The organism is Streptomyces sp. NPDC023481 (assembly GCF_055560195.1).
Window position 1 is genome coordinate 90,462 of record NZ_JBVHJE010000016.1, and the last position, 19,894, is coordinate 110,355.

Genomic DNA, 19,894 nt, shown 5'->3' on the forward strand with positions numbered 1-19,894 from the left:
CAGGACGGCGAGGCCGGCCTCGACTGAGAAAGCGCCGGCGGCGGTGGGGCGGACCGAACGCAGCCGAGGCATCCGGATCCGGCGGTCCGGTCAGTCCGGCGGGGGGAAGCGGACGGCGAGCAGGGCCCGGTCGTCGGGGAACGCCGCCTCCGGCTGATGGTGCAGGAACCGGTCGCACAGCTCGGCGATGTCCAGGCCGCTGGTGGTGCGGGCGAACTCGGTCAGCCGTTCCATTCCTATGGCGAGATCCTCGCGGCGGCGTTCGATCAGCCCGTCGGTGTACAGCAGCAGCGTGTCGTGCTCGGCGACGGTGGTGCCGGCCTGCCGGTAGCAGATGTTCCGGACGGGCCCGAGAGGCGGTGAGATGGCGTTGTCGAGGTAGACGCTGGTGCCGTCGGCGTGGATGAGCAGCGGTGGCGGATGCCCGGCGCCGGCGTAGGTCAGGGCGCGGGTCCGGCGATCGAAGACCAGGTAGCAGGCGGTGGCCATACGGTTCGGATGGTAGCGGCCCAGGAAGGTGTTGAGCTCGCCCAGGACGGCGGCCGGGTCGGTGCCGCAGCGCGGCACGATGTTGCGCAGGGCGGCGGTGATCTGAGCCATGACGGTCGCTTCGGGCAGACCGTGGCCGGCGACGTCACCGATGCTCAGCCCGATGTGATCGGCGTCCACGTCGTACACGTCGTACCAGTCGCCGCCGACCGAGAGCAGGTCACTGCCCGGGGCGTAGCAGGTGGCCGTCTGCAGACCGGGCAGGTGCGGCAGCTGGGGCAGCAGGCTGAGCTGCAGACGCTCGGCCACCCGGTGCTCGTGCTCGTGCAGCCCCGCCCGGCGCAGGGCCTGGGCGATCTGCTGGGCCACAGCCGTCACGTGTTCGGGAGCCGTGGAACTGTGCGAGCCGTACACGATCAGCATGCCCAGCCGCACACCGTCCGCCTCCAGCGACAGCGCGAGCGGAACCGCTTCCGCGGGCTCACCGGGGAGCGAGCCGTTCGCGGGAGACGGCCGGTCCAGGTCGGTCCAGCCCCCCGCGTCGGCCGGCACACCGTTGTCGCCCGGCTGCAGCGGCGGCACCAGCCGCTCCGAATGCAGGTAGAGCTCCGCGCCGGTGGCCCCCAGGGCGGCAGGCGCCACCTCGCTGACCACGCGGGAGACCTCCGCGAGGGTGATCGCGCCGGCCAGGGCGGCGGTCAGGTCGTACAGGTGCTGCAACTGGGCACGGGCGGCCTGCTCGGCGGCCAGCAACCGCGCCCGGTCCACTTCCGTGGCCCGGCGGAAGGCGACCTCCCGGTTCAACGCCTCCACCTGCTGGCTGAGCACGACGAACTGGTCGGACGTCCCCGCCTCGACGAGGTGCAGCTGCAGGACCGGCAGCGGGCCGTCCCACCACGTGGCCCGTGCCCCGTGACAGCGGAAACGCCGCATGCGGCCGTCGGCGTCCTTGACGACCAGCGCACCCGGCACGGGGCTGCCGCTGCTCAGCCATACCGCCAGCTGCCGACGCAGCCACGGCGTGTCCTCGGGCCGTAGATCGAACACGCTGGCGCCCGGACGCAGCCGGTCGTCACAACGGCAGGCCGCCGGGTTGGCGGCCAGCACGCGGCCGTCGGCACCGCAGAGCAGCACCGGATGGGGCAGCGGTTTGGTGATGGCCCGGAAGAGGCCAAGGGTCATGGAGCCACAGCCTGGTCACCGAAGTACTCACGGCCACTGACCGTCTCGATGTCCACGTCGGGGACCAGGTGCACCACCACGCGGCACCCGGCGTCACCGCGCGCGATGGTCTGCTCCAACTCGACGCGCGCGTAGCCCAGGTTGCGGGCGGCGACGGTACCGAAGACGTTGGACGTCATCATGCACATCGACTCCCGGCCCAGCACCTTCTCGGCGAACGGGCACACCCGGTTGCCCAGCACGATCTTGGTCTCGTCGTGCTCGATGACGTAGAAGTCACCGTTGATGCGGCGCTTGAGATCCACGAGTGCCTCGGCGACCTGCTCACCCGTGAGCCGGTCGACGCCCAGCGCCTTGAGGTACATCTCGTCGATCTGCGTGCCGACGGCCTGCCCCACGAGGCTGACGTAACCGGACGCCTCCTCCAGACCGATCACCGACTCCAGCGACGTCGCCAACTCCCGCACCAGAGTCCGCAGGAACACATCACGGTCCAGCGGGATCTCCACATCCGGTACCTGCCCCATGCCGGCTCCCTCGCCCTCGGACCACGACCGCAACGGGACCGGCGTGGCCTCATTTCCTGTGACGGGAGCTGATTCTGCCAGCGCCCTCCGGCCCGCCACCACCAGACTCGTAGGGCTGGATCCCCCGGGCCGTGCCGTCGGCCAGTGCCGCGCCGAACGGTGACCGGAAGTCCGCCTCGGGGCGCACCCGCGTGGAGGTGGTTCTCGTGCGCCCGCAGCGTAAAGGTGACGACGTCGGAGTCGTCGTCGAGCATCGCCAAGCCGACGACCTCGTAGCGATCGTCGTCCGCCGGGGCACCAGCTGGCGCCAAGGCGGCCCTGGCGGGCTTGGACGGGGTGATGCCGGCGCACGCGGACGGCCTTGACTCCGTCAGCCGGCGCGCGGAGGAGGAACCCGGCAGGAGCAGACCGCCCATGGAGGAGGATCGCGCCTTCATGTGCGCCGCCGCTGCGGACGGCCGGGAGCCGGCCGGATTCGCCGTCGGCCTCCAGGGCCTGATCACCGACCGTGCCTGGGACGTCCCGGCCGCCGGCGGCACCGTGCTGGACCTCTCTGCACCAACCGCTGTCCCCCAGAGCGGGCTCGCGACGCGATCACGAACCGCTCCCGCGAGCCCGTTCGGCGCTGTAACCGTGTGACGGGCGCAGGCCCGTGGATGTCACAGCGGGTGCGACGGTCAGCCCGCCTCGCCCCCGGCCTTGTCGGTGGGGCCGTCCGGTCGGGTATGGCGCGCCGTCATCACACCGGCGGCCGCGGCGGTGGCGGCCAGGAGCACGGCGGCTGTGCCGAGCGCGTGTTGGGCCGCGGTGCGGGGGCCGCTGGTCGTGTCGAGGTAGATCCCGCCGATGAGAGCGACGCCAAGGGTCCCGCCGAGTTGTTGGACGGCGTTGAGTAGTCCCGCTGCGGAGCCGGTCTCCTGCGGTCCGACGGCTCCCAGCGCAGTGGTGAAGAACGGTGGCGTGAACAGCCCGGAGCCCAGCCCGGCCAACGCGAGGGCGAACGGGAGGGCCGTCGGGTAGGCGTCGGGGGCGGTGGCGCGGTACGAGAGCACGGCTGCGGCCAGGCCGCCGGCGAACGTTGCGACGCCGGCGTGCATGACGCGCCCGCCGTACCGGGGGACGAGGTGGCTTCCGGCCAGCCAGGAGGCGACGGCCAGTCCCGTGGACCAGGGCAGCAGGCTGAGTCCGGCGGTGAGCGGCCCGTCGTGGAGGCCGAGTTCGAGGTGTAGCACGACGGTGATCATGACGCCGTTCATCACGGCGAAGAACAGCATGGAGGTGGCCAGTGCTGCAGGAAAGGAGCGGCCGCGCAGCAGGGCGGGTTCGATCAACGGGGCTTTGCCGCGACGGGCGGTGCGGCGTTGCTGGGCGACGAACACCGTGAGTACGACGGCACCGGCTGCGGCAGTCGCCCATGCTGCGGGCCCGGGGCGGCCGGTGGCGAGCGGGCACACCAGCAGGGCGGTGCCGAGCATGGCCAGCGCGGTGCCGGCCGGGTCGAGGCGGGGGCGGACGGGGGCACGGTCCTCGCGCAGCCGGGGTGTGGCGGCCAGAACGGCGGCGGCGAGGGGGAGGTTGACGAGGAAGACGGCGCGCCAGGAGGCGCCGAGCAGGTCGGCGTGGGTGAGGACGCCGCCGAGCGCGGGGCCGGCGACGGCGGACAGCCCCATGACGGGACCGATCGTGCCGAGAGCCTTGGACAGTTCGGGGCCGGTGAACATGGCGCGGATCAGCCCGAATGTCTGCGGGATGATCGCGGCCGCAGCGGCCCCTTGCAGCGCGCGCAGGATGATGAGAACGGTGGCGGTCGGAGCGAGCGCGCACGTCAGGGAGGTCGCGGCGAATGCGATGACCCCGGTACGAAAGACGCGCTTGCGGCCGTGCATGTCGCCAAGGCGGGCGCCGGTGAGCAGGCCGAGGGCGAAGGTGAGGGTGTAGGAGGCGCTGAACCACGGGATGGTAGCGCCTGCTCCGCCGAGATCGGTGTGGATGACAGGCGCGGCGACCTGGACGATGGTGGCGTCGAGCAGGTTCATGGCCTCGGCGGCAAGGAGTGCGGCAAGCGCTATCCAGCGCCACCGGTACGGCGTGGGCGCTTCGGCGAGAGTGCCCGGTGCGGCAGGCGCGGTGGCGGGTGTGCCGGTCGTGCGAGACATGCGGTCTCCCTAGGGATACGGGGTAGTGACGGACCGGTGACCACCGTGCCCGTCCACCTGCGGCGGCTTCCATTTCTTCGCAGTCGATGTGTGATTACTTCCACTCGGATCAGCTAGATTGCTGAATGTGCTCGTACTGGACGATCTGGATCGAGGCCTGATCCATGCCCTGCAGGTGGACGCGCGGGCGCCGTTCACGCTTATTGCCGAGATCCTCGGCTCCTCGACGCAGACCGTCGTCCGCCGCTACCGCCGCCTGTACGCGCAGGCCGGGCTGCGGGTAGTGACGCTGCCGACACCGCGCAGCGCGGGCGCACACCAGTGGTTCGTGCGGCTGACGGCCGCGACGCGCAGCGCGCACGACATTGCGGTGGCGCTCGCGCGCCGGCCGGACACCTCGTGGGTGCGGCTGACGTCCGGCGGTACGGAGATCGTGGCGATCATCCACACGGCGCCCTCCGGTCCGGACGCGCACGCGCTGCTGCTGCGCGACATCCCACGCACCGCCGGGATCACCTCGGTCTCCGCGCACTACCTGCTGCACACGTACCTCGGCGGGCCGACCGCATGGCGGGGGCGGGTGAACGTGCTGGACGAAGAGCAGCAGGCCCGGCTACGCGCTGAACAGGACCCAAGCAGCGTCAGCCGGCGAGCCGCGTACCTTGGGGAAGAGCCGTACCTGCTCACAGGCGCGGACCGGGTGTTGCTGGACGCGTTGCGCGAGGACGCAAGGGCCAGCTACGCAGAACTGGCGGCGGTGACCGGCACGACGGCGTCGACAGTGGCGCGTAGGCTTGCCGAACTGCGGGCGCGCGGCGCTTTGTTCTTCGACGTGGACGTGGACCCGGCGCTGGTGGGCATCACGGTGTCGGCGCTGTTGTGGATGCAGGTCGCGCCGGCGCACCTGGAGACGGTGGCCACCGCCCTGGCGGCCCACGACGAACTGGCGCTGGTCGCGGCGACGACCGGGCCGACGAATCTGGTCGCGCAGGCGCTGTGCCGGGACGCAGAGGAGCTCCACGCGTACCTCACGCGGCGCGTGGCATGGGAGTCAGTGGCACGCATTGAAACGGCCCCGGTACTGCGCACATACAAGGCAGCGGTGGCTCTGCGGACACCCTGACTCATTACGCCTCCGGTTTCTTTGCCCGCCGCAGGCACGAACGTCCGGCGAAATCGACGCCCTCACCCGGCACGTCCGCGCCTTCGCGACCATGCTCACCGAGCGCCAGGGCGAGCGCCTGCCTGACTGGCTCGACGCCGTCCGGCAGGATGACCTGCCCCGCCACACCCTCGCCGTCGGCATCGCCCGCGACCTCGACGCCGTCATCGCGGGACTGACCCTGGCCTGGAACTCGGGTGCCGTCGAAGGGGCACGTCAACCGGATCAAGATGCTCAAGCGCCAGATGTTCGGCCGAGCGGGCTTCAAACTGCCTCGCAAGCGGGTACTACTCGCGTGAGCCAGCTGGCTGAGTTCCGGCTACTTCAGGAGCCGGAAAGTCGCGGAGCCGTTGGATCGCCACGCGGGGGACGGCCTTCGCCAACTCGATCACCAACACCGGTCCGCTCATGGCCCGGAACCTAACCAGCCGGGACTGTCACCCCAAACCGATTGCTCATCGTGGCCGCGTCACCGAAGCTGTGCCAGCGTGCGGTTGCCTACTGGTAGCAGGGAGGACCGCACAGCACGGTGACGGTGCCCCTCTCGCCGGCCGTCGCAGAGGCGGTATCGGGGGTGGTGGTCGCGGGGGTCTTGCTGGTCTCCCAGGGCATGGGGGCGGCGAGGGCCTGGGGGGCGAGGCCGGTGAAGGCTGCGGTGGCCACGAACACGGCGGCAACCGTACGCTTGCGCAGACGCATCTGAACTCCTTGATCGACCGGTGAGGTTCGGGTGTGGGCGCGCCAGACCACGCCGGCAGCCAGTCTCAACGTGCGCGCCACCCAGAGCCAGGGATTCCGGCGCAGTGCGATGCATCTCCACACGATCACCGCGATCGGCAAACCATGTTCCGCCCAGGCCCTACGTCCGGCGCGTCACGTGCCTTCCCCTCCGTCCACGGCCGCTGGCGGCCCAACACGGAAACGCACCGTCTCCTCCGCCGGACTGACCAGCCATCCGCCCCTCATCGCGACGCCCTTGCTCAACAGGGGTACGGCACGTCGCTTCCACCCTCGAACGCCATTCGTACGCACTTCGTACGGAAAATGTACGCAGTTTGTGCGTCGCGGAGTAGAGTGCAGCTCAGGAGGTGCTGCATGTCCGAGTTGTTCGACGCGGTCGACGCACTGCTCGCGTCCCGCGCCAAGCTGCCGCCGCCGGCCGAGCGCAAGCGGCTGCGTGCCGCGCACGGTCTGACGATCGACGAAGTGGCCACCGCGTTGAAGGTGCGCCGGGCCACGGTGTCCGGCTGGGAGTCCGGCAAGACCGAGCCGCGCCCGCCCGAGCGCGATGCCTACGCCCGGCTGCTGGACAAGCTCGCGGAGCTCTACCCCGCCGACGCCACCGCCGCGCCGGTCCAGGACGCCGCAGCGCCGGCCACGCTCACCGCCGCCCCGACGAAGGCGCAGACTCTGGCCACAGGCCAGGCGCCCGACGCTGCGGGCATGACCGCACCCGGGAACACCCGGGCCCCTGTGCCTGCTCCCGTCGCCGCTGCTCCGGCGGCCGTTCCCCGTCCGGCGCGCACCACCAGGACGTCGTCGACGTCGCGCCGCCCGGGTGCGAAGAAGACGCCCCCGGCCGGCACCCCGGCGGGCGGCACCGACCCGCGGTTCGAGAACGGACCGCTCGCGGTCGTCGACGTCGAGGACGGGCAGGTGCTGGCGTACTGCACCGGCGGCCTGGTCCTGGACGTGCCCGCCAAGAGCATCCCGGCGCTGGTCGACTGGACGCTGCGCGAGGCGAAACTCGGTCAGCCGAAGCTCGCCGGGCCGGGCAAGGACGCCGACCCGCTGCTCGTGCTCACCGAGGCCGCGCTGGAGCGCTACGGCCTCCCCGTCACGCTCACGGGGGAGGAGAGGCACGCCGGGCGGATCCCGGAGGGCCACAAGGTCATCAAGCAGCTCGCGCGCGCGGAGTGGAAGCTGACCAAGCGCGGCTTCGGCCCGTGGGCGCGGATCTACCGCCCCGCCACTGGATCGGAGCGGGCCTGCGTGCAGTTGTGCATCCCCTCCTGGAACGCGCTGGACACCCGGCACTGGGGCGAGGCCGGGCAGCTCCCGCCTGCCGAACTCGCGCGCGTCCTGGGCGTGTACGCCTCGCGCGTGATGACGCCGCGCGGCTCCACCGCCGTCACCGGCCTGGAGCTGATGACCGCGCTGCACCCGCCGACCCGCGCCTCCGAGCCCGACGCCGACGGCAAGCGGCACTCCGAGCACAACCCCGGCTCGCTCGGCAAGGACGCCATCGCCCCGATGAACTGGCCGCCGTGCGAGGTCCCCGACGGCCACCCGGTTCTGAAGGACGTGCCCCGGTTCCACGTGCGCGGCCCCGGCGAGAAGCTGTTCGAGGAGGCGTACGACTGGGCGCGGCCGATGACCGATGCCGAGTGCACCCTGCGGCACTTGGTCGGCATCGACGTCAACATGGCCTTCGCCGCCGGTGCGAACGGGCTGAACGTCGGCCTCGGTGAGGCGACGCACGTCCAGGCCCCCGTGTTCGATCCGAAGCTGCCCGGCTCGTGGCTGGTCGACCTCTCTCACGTCGACCTGTCGAAGGTGAAGGTCGGCAAGGAGTGGGTGGAGCTGGACGGCAGCCTGCTGCCCTCCCCGTTCACGCCGAAGGGCGACCGCCCGACGGGGCCGGCCTGGTACGCGACGCCGACCGTCGCCTACGCGGCGGAGCTCGGCTACGAGGTGCGCCCGCTGGAGGCGTGGGTGCGCTACGACAACGGCCGCTACCTGGACGGCTGGTACCAGCGGCTGCGCGACGCCTACCTCGCCACGATGGCCGACCTCGGCGTCGACGCCGACCTCGCCCCGGCCGACTTCCTCGCCGCGATGGACGGCTACAAGAGCCGCGACCCGGAGCTGGCGATCGTCGTCTCGGCGATCAAGGCCACGGTGAAGGGTGGTCTGGGCAAGCTGCGCGAGCGCCCGCGTGGTGAGGGCTGGCGGCCGGGTGAGCCGTGGCGGGCACTGTCCCGCCCGACGTGGCGGCCGGACATCCGCGCTGCGGTCATCTCCCGCACCCGGGTCAACCTGCACCGCAAGATCGTCAAGCACGCGGCGTTCACCGGGCAGTACCCCATCGCGATCCTGTCCGACTGCGTCGTCTACGCCTCCAACGGGCCCTCGCCGCTGGACTTCCTGCCCTACCGCGAGGGCAAGCCGCTGCCCGGCGGCTTCAAGCTCGGCATCAACCCCGGCCTGGTCAAGCACGAGGGGACCCAGTCCGTGCTGTGGGGCGAGGAGGTCCGCGAGCGGTTCAACGCCCCAGCGCTCAACCTCGCCCGGTACATCAAGGACGGCACCGTCACCGACGTCGACCACGGAGAGTAGGAGTAGGCCACGATGAGCCTGTTCGGGGACGGCCTGGAGGCCGCGGTGCAGAAGGCGTTCACCCGCCCGGCGCCCAAGAGCGCGCCCGCGCAGATGCGGTATCTGGTCAGGCAGCTCAAGGGCACGAAGGCGGTCGCCCAGCTACTGCGGGTCTCCCAGCGCACCGTGGAGCGGTACGTGAAGGACCAGATCAAGAAGCCCCGCCCGGACCTCGCCGCGCGCCTGGAGCGCGAGGTGAAGCAGCGGTGGCAGCCGCAGATCCGGGCCAAGGCAAAGGCCAGGGCGGCGAACACCGGTGGCATCGTCATCGACACCCGCGCCCGCATGGGCTACACCGCGCCGATCGGGTCGACGGACCAGGACCGCATCCGGCACCTGACCGTCGCCCTGCCGCCCGTCTACGCCGCCCGCCTCTTCGACGCCCAGGAGCAGGGTGCCAGCGACGCCCGCCTCCAGGAGATCGCCGCCGAAGCGCTCAAGGAGGTGTACTTCCAGGACGGCGGCCGCCGCGCCGGCAGCCTGGAAGAGGTGCGGTTCACGGACATCGAGCACCTCGAGTTCGAGCTGTGAAGGCCGCGCCCCGAACAGCCCGCGAGCCCCGGACCTGAGCCGAAGCGCGGTAGTCGCCACACAGGCAGGCAGACTTGCTGGTACCGATCTGCACGGCGCAGTACCGGTTCATGCCGCCTCGACAACCGGATAGGAGCAGGTGCCGAGGAAGAACCGCAGGGGTGGCGCGTCGATGTCGACGAGTTCGAGGACGAGAACGGGGCGTACGGTGTGCACCTCTTGACGCCGCCCGCACCAGCACACCGGACGCCCTGGTTGAGGTCAGGCGTCACGGGCACGTGCACTGCAGGACGGCGGATGCGTGTGCCGCTCGCGCGGTGGCCGGGCGGCAGGAGAAAGGTGAGTGAGGATGGCCGGCAGATCAACGGCGATGTCGGGGCTGCGGCTTCGGGTGACGGGCCGCGGTGGCGGTCGCAGGCCACCGCTGCGTCCCGGCGGCTACGACCCTGCCGAGTACACCGGCTGCGTGGTGCGCAGCGCGGAGGAGGCCGACGTGTCACCCCTGTTGGTGATGACGGTGCTCCACGTCGAGGCGTACAAGCCGCACCACCCGCTGCTGGAGCGACTGTGGCAGTGGTGGAAGCCTGGGGCGTCCTTCGGGGTCGCCAACATGCACCGTGCGACCTTCGAGCAGGTACGGCGGACGCACGGCATGTCGGAGAGGTGGCAGGACCTGCGCGACGATCCCGCTTTCGCCATCCGCGCGGCGGCCTTGCACCTGAAGGATCTCGACCGGAGCCTGCCGCAACGGCACGTACGCCGCTACACCCGCGACGAACTCCTCGCCCTGGGCTACAACACGGGCGAACGCAACATGCGGGCCTTTGCCAGGGGTGTTCCACCGGGACCCATGGCACGGTCGTACCTCCGCCGCTTCCGTGCGTCCAGGAACCGGGCCGCGCAGGTCCTGACGGACCGTGGCGGACGCCGGTCGTCCTAGCGTCTACGGCGACACAACGGTAATGCTGCGGGGAAGCGCTCTTGGCGCGGTCGCCTGGTAGCCATCGCGTCCACCGCTCCCGGCCGACTCCGACGGCCGGGAGCGGTGGACGCGTACCCCAGCGACTAGGCCGCCCCGACCTGGTCACCGTGTTCATCACCGGCTGTGTCCGTGCTGCGTTGTGTCACTCGTTCGGGTTGAGCTCGTCGTACACCAGATCCACGAGCCTTTCAGCCTCGGGCGTACGGGGGTCGGGGGAGACCTCGTAGTACCCGCCCAAGGTCGTGATCACGTCCTTGTGGGAGTCGTCGTAATCGTGCTGACGTCCTTCCCGTTCCTCGGAAGTCCTGGGGTCGACACTCTGCCACCACCAGATCGTGCTCCGGATCTCGTCCTTGGTCAGGGGGCCGTGGAGTGTGATGTCCCTGCCTTGGACCTTCGCCGTGATCCTCGCCGAGTCCGCGCCGGTTGCCATGCGTTCTGATCTCCTTCCCGCGAAGCGGGCGCCGTCAGGGCCCTGCGTCGCTCACAGCAGCGGCTACCCGGCCGAAGGCCATGTCCCACCGCCCAAACCGGACAACAAGCGGGGGAGCTTTTGCCCGGTGCGGTTCCGGCCTCCGGTCGGTAGGGGACCGGCGTCGGTTGCAGGGGCGCCTCGGTTCCGCCGGCCGTCCGTCGCACCGGTCCGGGCCTACTGCCTCCCCACCGCACGCTGGTCGCCGGCCGACCTCGCCCCCCCGGCGCCCGCCGACCACCGCCCCGAACCGGCGGCCCCCGGCCGACCCGAGTACACCGACCACGCCGCGGGCCTCGGGCCTGGAGCGGGGGAGCGGGGGATACCCCGGCTCCCGTTGGGCGGGGGCCGGGGCGGGGCCGGGAGTGCCGTTCACGCGGCGCCGGTAGTAGTGCACGGTGACGACGGCCAGCAGCGGTCCCCACACCACCAGCGGCACGTAGCAGGCGTTCATCACCCACGCTCCCCACCGGGTGATCCCCATGTCGGCGTGCAGCGTGGTCCAGACGAACAGCACGCCGTAGACCGTGCAGCAGAGCGCGCCGAGCGCGGCGGGCACGACGGCGGCCGGTACCGGAACGGGCCGGCCGCGCAGGCGCGGAACCCACCGCGGCCACACCTCACCCCACGGCCGCACCAGCCCCAGGGTGAGGAAGGCCAGGGACTCCTGCAGCACGGACAGCGCCGGTACGACGAGACAGCCCCAGCCGGGAATCAGCATCGCGTCGTACTCCGACCGGGCGAGACCCACCGGAATCCCGGCCACCACCGCGAACCGCCACAGCGCCGACGGCAGTGACGTCCACAAGGCCGCGGCCGCCGCGCGCCGCGCCCACGGGGGGACGGGGGAGGCGGTCGCCGGTCGCGCGGGAGCGGCGGGCGGCGCTGAGTGTGTGGGCACAAGTGACCTCCGAGGTAGTCGAATTGGGGCTTCTGGAGGCTCCCACGCGCCGTCCGCGGCCACATCCGGCTGCGGGATCGGCGAGGGTCAGCCCGCGGGCGCAAGGGGAGGAGCGGGGGGTCAGACCAGAGGCTGAACCCCCGTCGTACGGCGGTCTGACTGTGGTGTGAGGTCTCGGGACCTCATTGACACTTTCGGTTCATGAGATTCTTGACGGACTCAGGACATCTTGGACAGAATCGGCCGGATCTTGGATTCGTGGAGCTATGGGTCATCGAGCACGGGACCCCAGTTCCTTGGCTCGCACGATCCACAGGCCGGTTCGGTCGGGCCGGGGCCGTCCTGGCAGACTTCGCCGCATGGGATTGTTCAAGCGAGCCGGCAAGCCGGATACCGCCCCGCAGGGCCCCGACCTGGAGTTGAGCACGCTGCTCATGCAGGGCGAGGAGGTGATCGACCAACTGGCCCGCGCGCACATGTCGTGGGGACTCGGCTCGGCGGATCAGTGGGGGCTCGACCAGCGAACTGGCCTCATCACCTGGACGTTCCCGGACAAGACCGCTACAGCCCCAGCGCAGATCCTCGGCAGCTGGAGCCCCTCGGCGTCCTCATGGCGGTGGGCATGGGCCAACGAGAGCATCCTGCCCGAGATGAGCCGCGACGCCCGCGCCGTTCGCGACTGGGCCGAGACTCACGACCACGGTGCTCTCGCAGCGCCGGAGCTCGAGGCTGACGAGCAGACGGTGGGTAATCTCGCGGCTCTGGCCGTTCGGATCACCAAGGCAACAGGCTTCTATCGCGGGCCCGGCGCGAGGTCGATCGCGATCATCACGTTCGGACCGGTCACCCTGACCACCCAGGACGGCGGCACGTCAACCTTCGAGATCAATATCGATTGACAGGCCCAGGAAGCCGGGGATGTCGGTCAGATCTTGGGTGCATGGATCTTGGCCTTCCAACGGATCACGGGGTGTTGGTCCTGGCGGGCGTGGAGGGAGATCTCGGCGCCTTCGTAGGTGACGCGGAAGTGGGTGTCCTCGACGTAGAGTCGAGGCGGACGGTGATCCGTCGGTTGGCGAGCTCTGGCCCGATCTTCACGCGATGGGCGGCCAACGTGCTCCAGCCGTCCTGGTCCGCGGTGCGTTCGACCTCCAGGGCCTGGCCGGCCGGGAGGTTGCCCACGCGGTCGACGGCCCGTACCGCTGGGCGACCTCCGTGATCGGCGAGCCGCTGAGCACCTCCAGCACCGCCGGTACCTCTGCTCGACCAACCAGTCGCCCTGCTGCTGGCCCTCCGCCTCCTGAGTCACAACCGAAGCATCTGAAGCACAATCAGAAACTATCAAGGGTGTGCCGAGAACATCACGTCAAACATGTCCTGAGCTCTCGCATGACAGTCTGATCTTCAGGATGCGCGGCCGGCCGTGTCGAAGGAGTGGCCCGCCTCGACGTCCGTGAGCAGATCCGCCCGCTCCGGCCGCCACTGGAGGAGTTCCCGGGTCCGGCTGCTGGAGGTCGGGGTGGCCGGCGCGGCCATCGCGCCGAGGAAGCGGAAGTGGGCGTCGGCCTCCTCGTGGGACACGCCGGTCACCGGTACGCCCCGCACGACGGCCGACGGGCTCCGCGATGTCCCGAAAGGACACCCCCTCGTCGGCGACGCCGTGTAGCCGCGTTCCGTCCGCCTGTCCGCCTGTCCGCCTGCCCGTGCGACGGGGCGGCGATCGGCCCGTGGCCGGCGGCTGGTCCGCCGACGGTTGCCGCTACGTGCTGCCTGCGGTCGGCTGTTACCGGTTTCCCGCAGGCCGCTGCTCGCCGCCCGGGTCAGCCGGTGTGCGCCGCGCGTGCTCAAGCGCGGGAGACGGCCCGCATGCGCAGGTTACGTGGTCCGAGTGAGGCGGCACGTGTGGGGCGGGCCTCAGCCGGAGAGAGGGGCTGCAACCTCCAGCGGGCGGCGATGGTGGCGACGGCGAGCACTGCTTGGGCCATGGCGAAGGACTCGCCGATACATTTCCGGGCTCCGGCGCCGAACGGGACGAATGCGGGATCGGAGGGTGCGGGCAAGCCGTCCTCCCACCGTCGGGGGTCGAAGCGTGCGGGGTCCGCGTAGAGGTCGGGTCGGCGGTGGATCAGGTAGGGGCTGCAGATGAGGGTGGTGCCGGCGGTCAGTGTGTGGCCGCCGAGCGTGGTGTCGGCAGTGACGGTGCGGGTGATGAGCCAGCCGGGCGGCCAGGCCCGGAGCGCTTCGGTCACGACGCGGGCCGTGTGTGTCAGTGAGGGCAGATCGGTGTACGTCGCCCGACGGCCCTTCAGGACCTGGTCGACTTCCGTGTGCACCTGCTGTTCGACTTCCGGGTGCCGGGCCATGAGGTGAAGAACCCATGCCAGCAGGTTTGCGCTGGTGTCTGAACCTGCCACGAAGAAGGTGACGACTTGGTCGTACAACTCCTCGTCCGTCAGCCTGTCGTGGGTGCCCTGGTCGTCCCGTGCGGCCAGCAGCACGGACAGCAGGTCCTCGTGATCGGTTCCTGTGGCCTGGTGTTCGCGGACAGCACTGACGATGATCCTCCGCAGGCGGGAGCGCGCGCTGAAGTACCGGCGGTTCCCGGGTGTGGGAAGGCGGTCGATGCCTGGGGGCATCAGCATCCGTCGGTAGAACCCGTTGATGACGTCCGTGAAGGTGTCCAGCGCCTCCTGGGTTTGCGCAGGGGTGAGCGCGCTGGAAAGCATCGCCTCGATGACGATCGCCACGGTGATCTTGTACATCTCACGACGGACGTCCAGTGTCTGCCCCTCTTGCCACGTTTCTGCCCGCTCGGCGACCTGCTTCGTGACGATCTGTGTGTATGCGGGGAGTCGGGAGGGATGAAAGACAGGCTGTGCCAGACGACGCTGTCGGCGGTGCTCGGCTTTCGGGCAGTTCGCCAGCCCGTTTCCGAGCACCTCCCGCAAGCGCGTGTAAATCATGCCGCCCTTGTCGAAGGTGCGGTCATCCAGCATGACTTTCCGTAGCAGCCCCGGGTCGCAGACCACCACTGCGGACATCGGCCCGATCCGCACGCGCACCAAGTCGCCCTGTCGAGGCAGTGATTCGAGGAAGGCGAACGGGTCGCGCGCCAACCCGAAGGCGTGGCCGAACACGGGCCACGCACGGCCGGCGACGGGGATGTCCGTCTGCGAGGGCATCGGAGGCGTCTCAGGATCGGTGAGGGATGAGGCGTGGGTGTCCATGGTCTCTCCGTGGTATCGATTCGGGGGGCCGACCGTGATCGGCGGTGATCCACTCGAATTGGGTTATGGGCGCAGCGTGGTGTGCACGATCCGCTCGAACGCCTCGGACAGGCCGTCGGCCTGCTCGACGGTGAACCACCTCCGGCCCAGGTTCAGCGTGATGCAGAGGCCGCCTGCGCTGTCGTTCTCGCTGCCCGTGAAGGTCACGATGGGGAAGGGGGCCGATGTGATCGCCCAGCCCTCCACCGGGCCCGCGACGAGGCCCGGCGGCAGGCGGACCAGCGGAGTCCGCGCCACGAGGTTGCTGACGGATACGCTCATCGGAACAGTGGCCAGTTCATGCGTCATCTGGGAGAGCCCGGCGATGGACTTTTCGACGGTGCCGTTCGTGGCGGCGGCCCTGAGCTGCTCCCAGACCCGACGTCCGATGTCTGCCGGCTGGTCGTCTGGGCCCACCTCGAGAACGGACTCCTGCGCGCTGACCGCCATGACCAGTTGATGCCGGGGCAGCGGCGGCTTGACCCGGCGGCGCAGATCGATGGTGGAGTAGCACGTCATGGTGCGGGTCGTGTTCGGGGTGTCGGTTTGCGAGTGCACGGCGCGCAGGGCGATACCGCAGGCCATGGCATGCAGATTGACCTGTGCGGCATCAGTGACGCGCATGAGCTGGGCGGTCTGGTCGGCGGTCAGCCGAAGCTGACGGGTGTGAGCGGTTGTCTCCGCTTCCGGGTCCTGCGACGCGGAACGAGTGGTCATGCAGGCCGGGGAGAGCCCGCGGACCCTCGCGGCGCGGTGGCTGAGGAAGTCGGCCAGCTCGGCGTCGGAAAATCGGGCGCGGAAGTGTTCCTCGACGGAGCTCGGCAGCCCGGTGGTTGGGGCAGGAAGCTTCGGAGTGCACTGGGTGACGCGTGCTGTATAGCTTCGCCACAGCGTGTCGCCCAGGGTGAACACGCTGATGGCGTCACAGATGGCATGGTGCACTGCGAAGGCGAGTGTGTGGCGGTCCTGGTCCTCCCTGATTGCTGCGATACGGAACACGGGGGCTCCCAGCGGGTGGGGCGCAGCGATGCGGTTGACGTCGCAGTCAAGGCTCAGCCGCGGGCGAGGCAGTGAACGGTCCAGTTGCAGCACGTAGTGCTCGTCCGACAGCACGATGCGGCTCGACAGGACCGGATGGAGATCGACCAGGTCGTCGACAGCGGCCCGGAGAGCGTGCAGGTCGAGGGGGCCGTAGACCGGCTGGGTGAGGACGATGGGCATGCCCAGGGCGGCGAGGGCCGCCTCGCTCGTCGCGAGGGGGCGTTCCTCGACAGCGGCGGCGATGGTCACGATGGTCTCCTTTGGATGGCGGCAGCGGCCGGGCATCGGCCCTGAGCCCTGGTAGAAGTCGTTGCTTCGCCGCAGCGGAACCGCTCGCGTCGGTGGCAGGGACCTACGGCACCCAGGCGGCGGGCGGAGCACACTGACGTACGGTGCCCCCTGCGGGTGCGCGCGACATCGCCGGGTGAGGCGGGCAGGACAGCAGCCGCACCGGGGCGACGGGTCGCCTTGTGGGGGTCCTCGTTCCGGCACTGACCGCACTGACCGCACTGACGGCAGTGACGGCACTGATGCTCTTGCGCTGCCGATGGCGGTGCAATGCGCCCGGGGTCCGTTCACTCGATCGAGGTTCCCGCCGAGGACGATGCGCAACGGTGTGGTGCTACACGGGTGCGACGCCGGTGCCCTGACCGAGCAGCCCCGGTCGATCAGGGCTCAGGCGGGCCACTCCTGCATCGCTGTAACGGTCGATGTCGCAATGCGCATAGAAGTCACCGACGATCATGTCTCGAGTGTTGTCGGCATGGCGATGTACCGCGACGCGTTCGCTGCCGGACAGCCCCATGCGATCACAGAAGGCTGCGGTACCGCCATACAAGACCATGAACCTCCGCACCCGGTCGTTAGCGCTGGCGATCGCGTGATGGGCGGCCGCCTCACGAGAACACCCCTGCTCTTTCATGATCAGGTGAACCAGGTTGATCTCCCCTCGGGCATCGTCCTTCTCCAGCCCCATGGTGTCGTTGGTGAAGATCATGTGTTCGGTTGCGAGCCTGCGCATGGCCCTCATTCGGCTGCTGTGCCAGGCAAGGGGTGGTACCTCGAAGTCGCCGGCCGCCTCCAGCAGATGCAATGTCGGCACGACGCCGATCGAATGCCGGCGCACCGCCAGGTAATCCTCCAGGGTCATCTCGTCACCACTTCGCCGGTCGGCTTCCTCGGCGATGTTCGAATGGATGTACTCCAGCCAGCTTCCGGCCGCGCGGCGGCGCCAGGTTTCCGATCGGCCCTTGGCCATGCGAGCCCATAGCTCCGCGAAGGCCGCGACGATCCGCGCAGCATCGGAACGGGGTGCGGGAACGGGCCGCCCGAGCAGCTCCACCATCTCCAACGCTGCGGACACCGCTGCGTCAGCGGGCTCTCCGAACGGCGTATCGAAGAAGTCGTCGAAGATGAAGAAGTACGTCATGCAGTTGGTGACCAGATCGATGTCGTCGCCGGCTTCCGTGCAGAAGTAGGTGCCGAATTCCGCGACTCCGCTGAACGCGAACAGCGTCGCGGCGCGATCATTGGGCAGCAGGCCGATACGCCGGCCCCATTCGATGTTGCGCTCGAGCGCGGCCGCCCGACCCGGATGTGTACGACGCGGAAAGGGCATGAAGAACGCGGCGTCACGCGGCATGGAGAACCGCTCCCTTCGGATGAGACGGCGAACCGGAGAAGGACGTGGAGTGCGATGTGCCGGACTGGTTTCGGGGCGGCCGGCAACGCTGCCGTCGGCACGGGAGATCGTGCGGTCGGCGGCGTCACTGTCGGAAAGACGGGGCATCGCCGGCCGGCCGTGACGGGGCGACCGGGGCTTGATCGTCCTCCGCGAGGTGCGGTACCCGAGGCCGGAGGGACCATGTGAGTCGCGAGCGGCGGCCGCGAGCGCTACGCGTGCACCGGTGGAACGTGACCAGGCCGACGAGTGCGGTCAGGGTGAACCACAGCAGTTGGCGGGCGAGGTGCCCGGGCTGGACGGTGGAGGAGAAGCTTGCCGCCGTTGCTGCCTGCACCGCACCGAAGGACGGAAGGTAGGGCGCGGTCGTCCGGTGGGTGTTCAGGCTGTAGAGGGGATTCTGCACGAACAGGTCCGCCGTACTGATCATCGCGATGGCGAACATGCCCTCGACCTCGCGGCGCAACACCGCGCCCAGTGCCACTCCGACGGCGCCGTAGGTCAGCGAGTCGAAGAACAGGGCCGCAGTCAGAGCCAGGGTATGGCGCGCTTCCCAGAACAAGGCAAGGCTGGCCACGGCGTAGACGGAGAGTGCCGCCGAGGCCAGGACCATGATGGTGAACTTGGCGAGCACCAGGTGCGTACGGGGGTAGCCGGCCATCGTCAGACGGCGGTCGAATGTGCCTGAGGAGAAGGTGGCGGCGAACATCAGAAAGCCGCTGATCGTGGTGATCGCGCTGAGCGCGCCGACGACCTGGCTGATCTGGTCGCTGCCCGCCGTGAGGACGGCGGCGACGCCGTGCACCCGGATCGGGACGGGCGTGGCCGGGACTGTCAGGTGAGCGAGGGTGATCCAGGACGGCACGAATCCCAACACCAGGAGCATGGCGAATCTGTTCTGGGCCTGTTCGACGAGCGCATGGCGGACCGTGATCCGGAACGTCCGCAGCTGATGGCCGGCGCTCATGCGGCGGCCTCGCCGGACGGGCTGCGCAGAAGACCACGGTCGAGTCGCCACAGCGGGTCCACGCGGTCGGTGTCGGGAGCGAGGTGCGAGACCACCAGGATCGAGCGGCCTGCCGAGCACAGGTGCGTGGCCAGCTCCCAGAAGCGCAGATAGGTGTCCCAGTCGAAACCCTGGTAGGGCTCGTCGAGCAGGAGCACGTGAGGGTCGTGCATCACGGACAGAACGAGGTTCAGCTTCTGCCGGGTTCCGCCGCTGAGAGTTCCGGCGCGCTTGTGCATGAACGCCGTGAGGTTCAACAAGTCAGCGATCTCTTCGGCCCGCCGTACGTCGCTCAGCCCGTAGGCGGTCTGGAAGAGCTCCAGGTGCTGACGCACGGTGAACGCGTCGTTGAGTACCGCCTGCTGCGGGCAGTAGCCGATCCGGCCCTGGTGGTCCACGCAGCCACGGTCCGACTTGAGTTCACCGTAAAGGATCTTGAGCAGAGTGGACTTGCCGACCCCGTTCTCTCCCACGACCCCGGCGATCCGCCCGGGCTCCAGGGTCAGGTCGATGCCACGTAGCACGACGCAGGAACCGTAGGCATGGTGGAGCCCTGCGGCTCTCAGCACAGCGCGTTCTCCCGACACGCTTTCTCAACGAGCCGGTCGATCATCGGCAACGGCACCGGCGCTCGCACTGATGACGCGACCGCCGACGGCCCGCACGGGCGTCCCCGGCGGCCGGCCTTCGGCCCAAGTCGACCGGCTGACCTGGCCGACGACGAACGCGGCGCCGCCGAAGCCGGCGAGGGGGAGCGCATCGCCTGGCTGCGCGCCCGCACCGGCGGCGTCTACGACCCGGAGGCCGACGTCGTCGTTCGGGGCGAGCTCGCCGCGGATTCCGTAGCCGAGTGCGTGCGGGGGGAGCAGCATGCCAGGAGCAGGAAGCCGAAACCGCTCCCGCGCCGTCCTCGCCCCGGACGTGCTGCGCCACGCCCTGCTGGACGCCAAGCAGGGTGATAACGACGACGCCTCGCACGCGGGCAACCTCCTGAGCGACCGAGGCCGTTTGCCCGCACGCTCGGCCCGGCGATCTCGTGCGACCAGAGTCCCGCGCGGCACAGGCGAACACCGCTTCGGCCGTTTCCTTCCGGATCGCCGGGGCGACCGGTTGCAGAGGG

Annotated in this window: 20 protein-coding genes; 6 read left to right on the forward strand and 14 right to left on the reverse strand. The window is 70.0% G+C overall.

The window, feature by feature from the left end:
• Positions 1-90: 90 nt before the first annotated feature.
• Complete coding sequence (locus ACZ3ZD_RS27825; RefSeq protein WP_467402791.1) at positions 91-1,671, reverse strand: SpoIIE family protein phosphatase; 1,581 nt, start codon at positions 1,669-1,671, stop codon at positions 91-93.
• Entirely contained in the window at positions 1,668-2,198 is a 531-nt protein-coding gene (locus tag ACZ3ZD_RS27830; RefSeq protein WP_467402794.1) for a methanogen output domain 1-containing protein, read from the reverse strand. Before ACZ3ZD_RS27830 ends, ACZ3ZD_RS27825 begins: the two co-directional genes overlap by 4 nt.
• 414 nt (positions 2,199-2,612) lie before the next feature.
• On the opposite strand from ACZ3ZD_RS27830, the gene ACZ3ZD_RS27835 reads away from it, so the two are divergent.
• The gene (locus tag ACZ3ZD_RS27835; RefSeq protein WP_467402798.1) at positions 2,613-2,837 is read left to right on the forward strand and encodes a hypothetical protein; all 225 of its coding nucleotides are present in this window, start codon (positions 2,613-2,615) and stop codon (positions 2,835-2,837) included.
• Positions 2,838-2,875: 38 nt separating this feature from the next.
• On the opposite strand, the gene ACZ3ZD_RS27840 is transcribed toward ACZ3ZD_RS27835, so the two are convergent.
• Complete coding sequence (locus ACZ3ZD_RS27840; RefSeq protein WP_467402802.1) at positions 2,876-4,354, reverse strand: MFS transporter; 1,479 nt, start codon at positions 4,352-4,354, stop codon at positions 2,876-2,878.
• 127 nt (positions 4,355-4,481) lie between these two features.
• Here ACZ3ZD_RS27840 and ACZ3ZD_RS27845 point away from each other — a divergent pair, with 127 nt between their 5' ends.
• Positions 4,482-5,477 (forward strand): Lrp/AsnC family transcriptional regulator, encoded by a 996-nt coding sequence (locus tag ACZ3ZD_RS27845; RefSeq protein WP_467402806.1) that lies wholly within the window; start codon positions 4,482-4,484, stop codon positions 5,475-5,477.
• Between the two features lie 4 nt (positions 5,478-5,481).
• On the opposite strand, the gene ACZ3ZD_RS27850 is transcribed toward ACZ3ZD_RS27845, so the two are convergent.
• On the reverse strand, positions 5,482-5,754 hold the full coding sequence (locus tag ACZ3ZD_RS27850) for a hypothetical protein (RefSeq protein WP_467403151.1): 273 nt from the start codon (positions 5,752-5,754) through the stop codon (positions 5,482-5,484).
• A gap of 260 nt (positions 5,755-6,014) precedes the next feature.
• Entirely contained in the window at positions 6,015-6,215 is a 201-nt protein-coding gene (locus ACZ3ZD_RS27855; protein ID WP_467402809.1) for a hypothetical protein, read from the reverse strand.
• Between the two features lie 396 nt (positions 6,216-6,611).
• On the opposite strand from ACZ3ZD_RS27855, the gene tap reads away from it, so the two are divergent.
• From tap to ACZ3ZD_RS27870, 3 genes are all read left to right on the forward strand, one after another.
• Positions 6,612-8,855 carry a telomere-associated protein Tap gene (gene tap, locus ACZ3ZD_RS27860; RefSeq protein WP_467402811.1) on the forward strand — a complete coding sequence of 748 codons (2,244 nt, stop codon included), beginning with the start codon at positions 6,612-6,614 and terminating at the stop codon, positions 8,853-8,855.
• A gap of 12 nt (positions 8,856-8,867) precedes the next feature.
• Positions 8,868-9,425: a telomere-protecting terminal protein Tpg gene (gene tpg, locus ACZ3ZD_RS27865; RefSeq protein WP_467402813.1), complete on the forward strand. Its 558-nt coding sequence runs from the start codon at positions 8,868-8,870 to the stop codon at positions 9,423-9,425.
• A 349-nt stretch (positions 9,426-9,774) separates the two neighbouring features.
• Positions 9,775-10,365 carry a lytic transglycosylase domain-containing protein gene (locus ACZ3ZD_RS27870; protein WP_467402816.1) on the forward strand — a complete coding sequence of 197 codons (591 nt, stop codon included), beginning with the start codon at positions 9,775-9,777 and terminating at the stop codon, positions 10,363-10,365.
• Positions 10,366-10,549: 184 nt separating this feature from the next.
• On the opposite strand, the gene ACZ3ZD_RS27875 is transcribed toward ACZ3ZD_RS27870, so the two are convergent.
• On the reverse strand, positions 10,550-10,840 hold the full coding sequence (locus ACZ3ZD_RS27875) for a hypothetical protein (RefSeq protein WP_467402818.1): 291 nt from the start codon (positions 10,838-10,840) through the stop codon (positions 10,550-10,552).
• A gap of 34 nt (positions 10,841-10,874) precedes the next feature.
• Positions 10,875-11,687, reverse strand: a complete 813-nt coding sequence (locus ACZ3ZD_RS27880) for a hypothetical protein (protein ID WP_467402821.1) — start codon at positions 11,685-11,687, stop codon at positions 10,875-10,877.
• 452 nt (positions 11,688-12,139) lie between these two features.
• Between ACZ3ZD_RS27880 and ACZ3ZD_RS27885 the strand changes: the two genes are divergently transcribed.
• Positions 12,140-12,679 (forward strand): DUF6882 domain-containing protein, encoded by a 540-nt coding sequence (locus ACZ3ZD_RS27885; protein ID WP_467402823.1) that lies wholly within the window; start codon positions 12,140-12,142, stop codon positions 12,677-12,679.
• A 505-nt stretch (positions 12,680-13,184) separates the two neighbouring features.
• On the opposite strand, the gene ACZ3ZD_RS27890 is transcribed toward ACZ3ZD_RS27885, so the two are convergent.
• The 7 genes from ACZ3ZD_RS27890 to ACZ3ZD_RS27920 all read right to left on the reverse strand — a co-directional run bounded on the left by ACZ3ZD_RS27890 (position 13,185) and on the right by ACZ3ZD_RS27920 (position 19,646).
• Positions 13,185-13,361, reverse strand: a complete 177-nt coding sequence (locus tag ACZ3ZD_RS27890) for a hypothetical protein (RefSeq protein ID WP_467402826.1) — start codon at positions 13,359-13,361, stop codon at positions 13,185-13,187.
• Between the two features lie 263 nt (positions 13,362-13,624).
• Positions 13,625-15,007: a cytochrome P450 gene (locus ACZ3ZD_RS27895; RefSeq protein ID WP_467402828.1), complete on the reverse strand. Its 1,383-nt coding sequence runs from the start codon at positions 15,005-15,007 to the stop codon at positions 13,625-13,627.
• A gap of 63 nt (positions 15,008-15,070) precedes the next feature.
• Complete coding sequence (locus ACZ3ZD_RS27900) at positions 15,071-16,336, reverse strand: phthiocerol/phthiodiolone dimycocerosyl transferase family protein (protein ID WP_467402831.1); 1,266 nt, start codon at positions 16,334-16,336, stop codon at positions 15,071-15,073.
• Between the two features lie 373 nt (positions 16,337-16,709).
• Entirely contained in the window at positions 16,710-17,729 is a 1,020-nt protein-coding gene (locus tag ACZ3ZD_RS27905; protein WP_467402833.1) for a terpene synthase family protein, read from the reverse strand.
• 124 nt (positions 17,730-17,853) lie between these two features.
• Complete coding sequence (locus ACZ3ZD_RS27910) at positions 17,854-18,735, reverse strand: ABC transporter permease (RefSeq protein ID WP_467402836.1); 882 nt, start codon at positions 18,733-18,735, stop codon at positions 17,854-17,856.
• Positions 18,732-19,340, reverse strand: coding sequence for an ATP-binding cassette domain-containing protein (locus tag ACZ3ZD_RS27915; RefSeq protein WP_467403134.1), 609 nt, complete (start codon positions 19,338-19,340; stop codon positions 18,732-18,734). The genes ACZ3ZD_RS27910 and ACZ3ZD_RS27915 overlap by 4 nt, the downstream gene beginning before the upstream one ends.
• Positions 19,341-19,367: 27 nt before the next feature.
• Positions 19,368-19,646 (reverse strand): hypothetical protein, encoded by a 279-nt coding sequence (locus ACZ3ZD_RS27920; RefSeq protein WP_467402838.1) that lies wholly within the window; start codon positions 19,644-19,646, stop codon positions 19,368-19,370.
• Between the last annotated feature and the right edge of the window lie 248 nt (positions 19,647-19,894).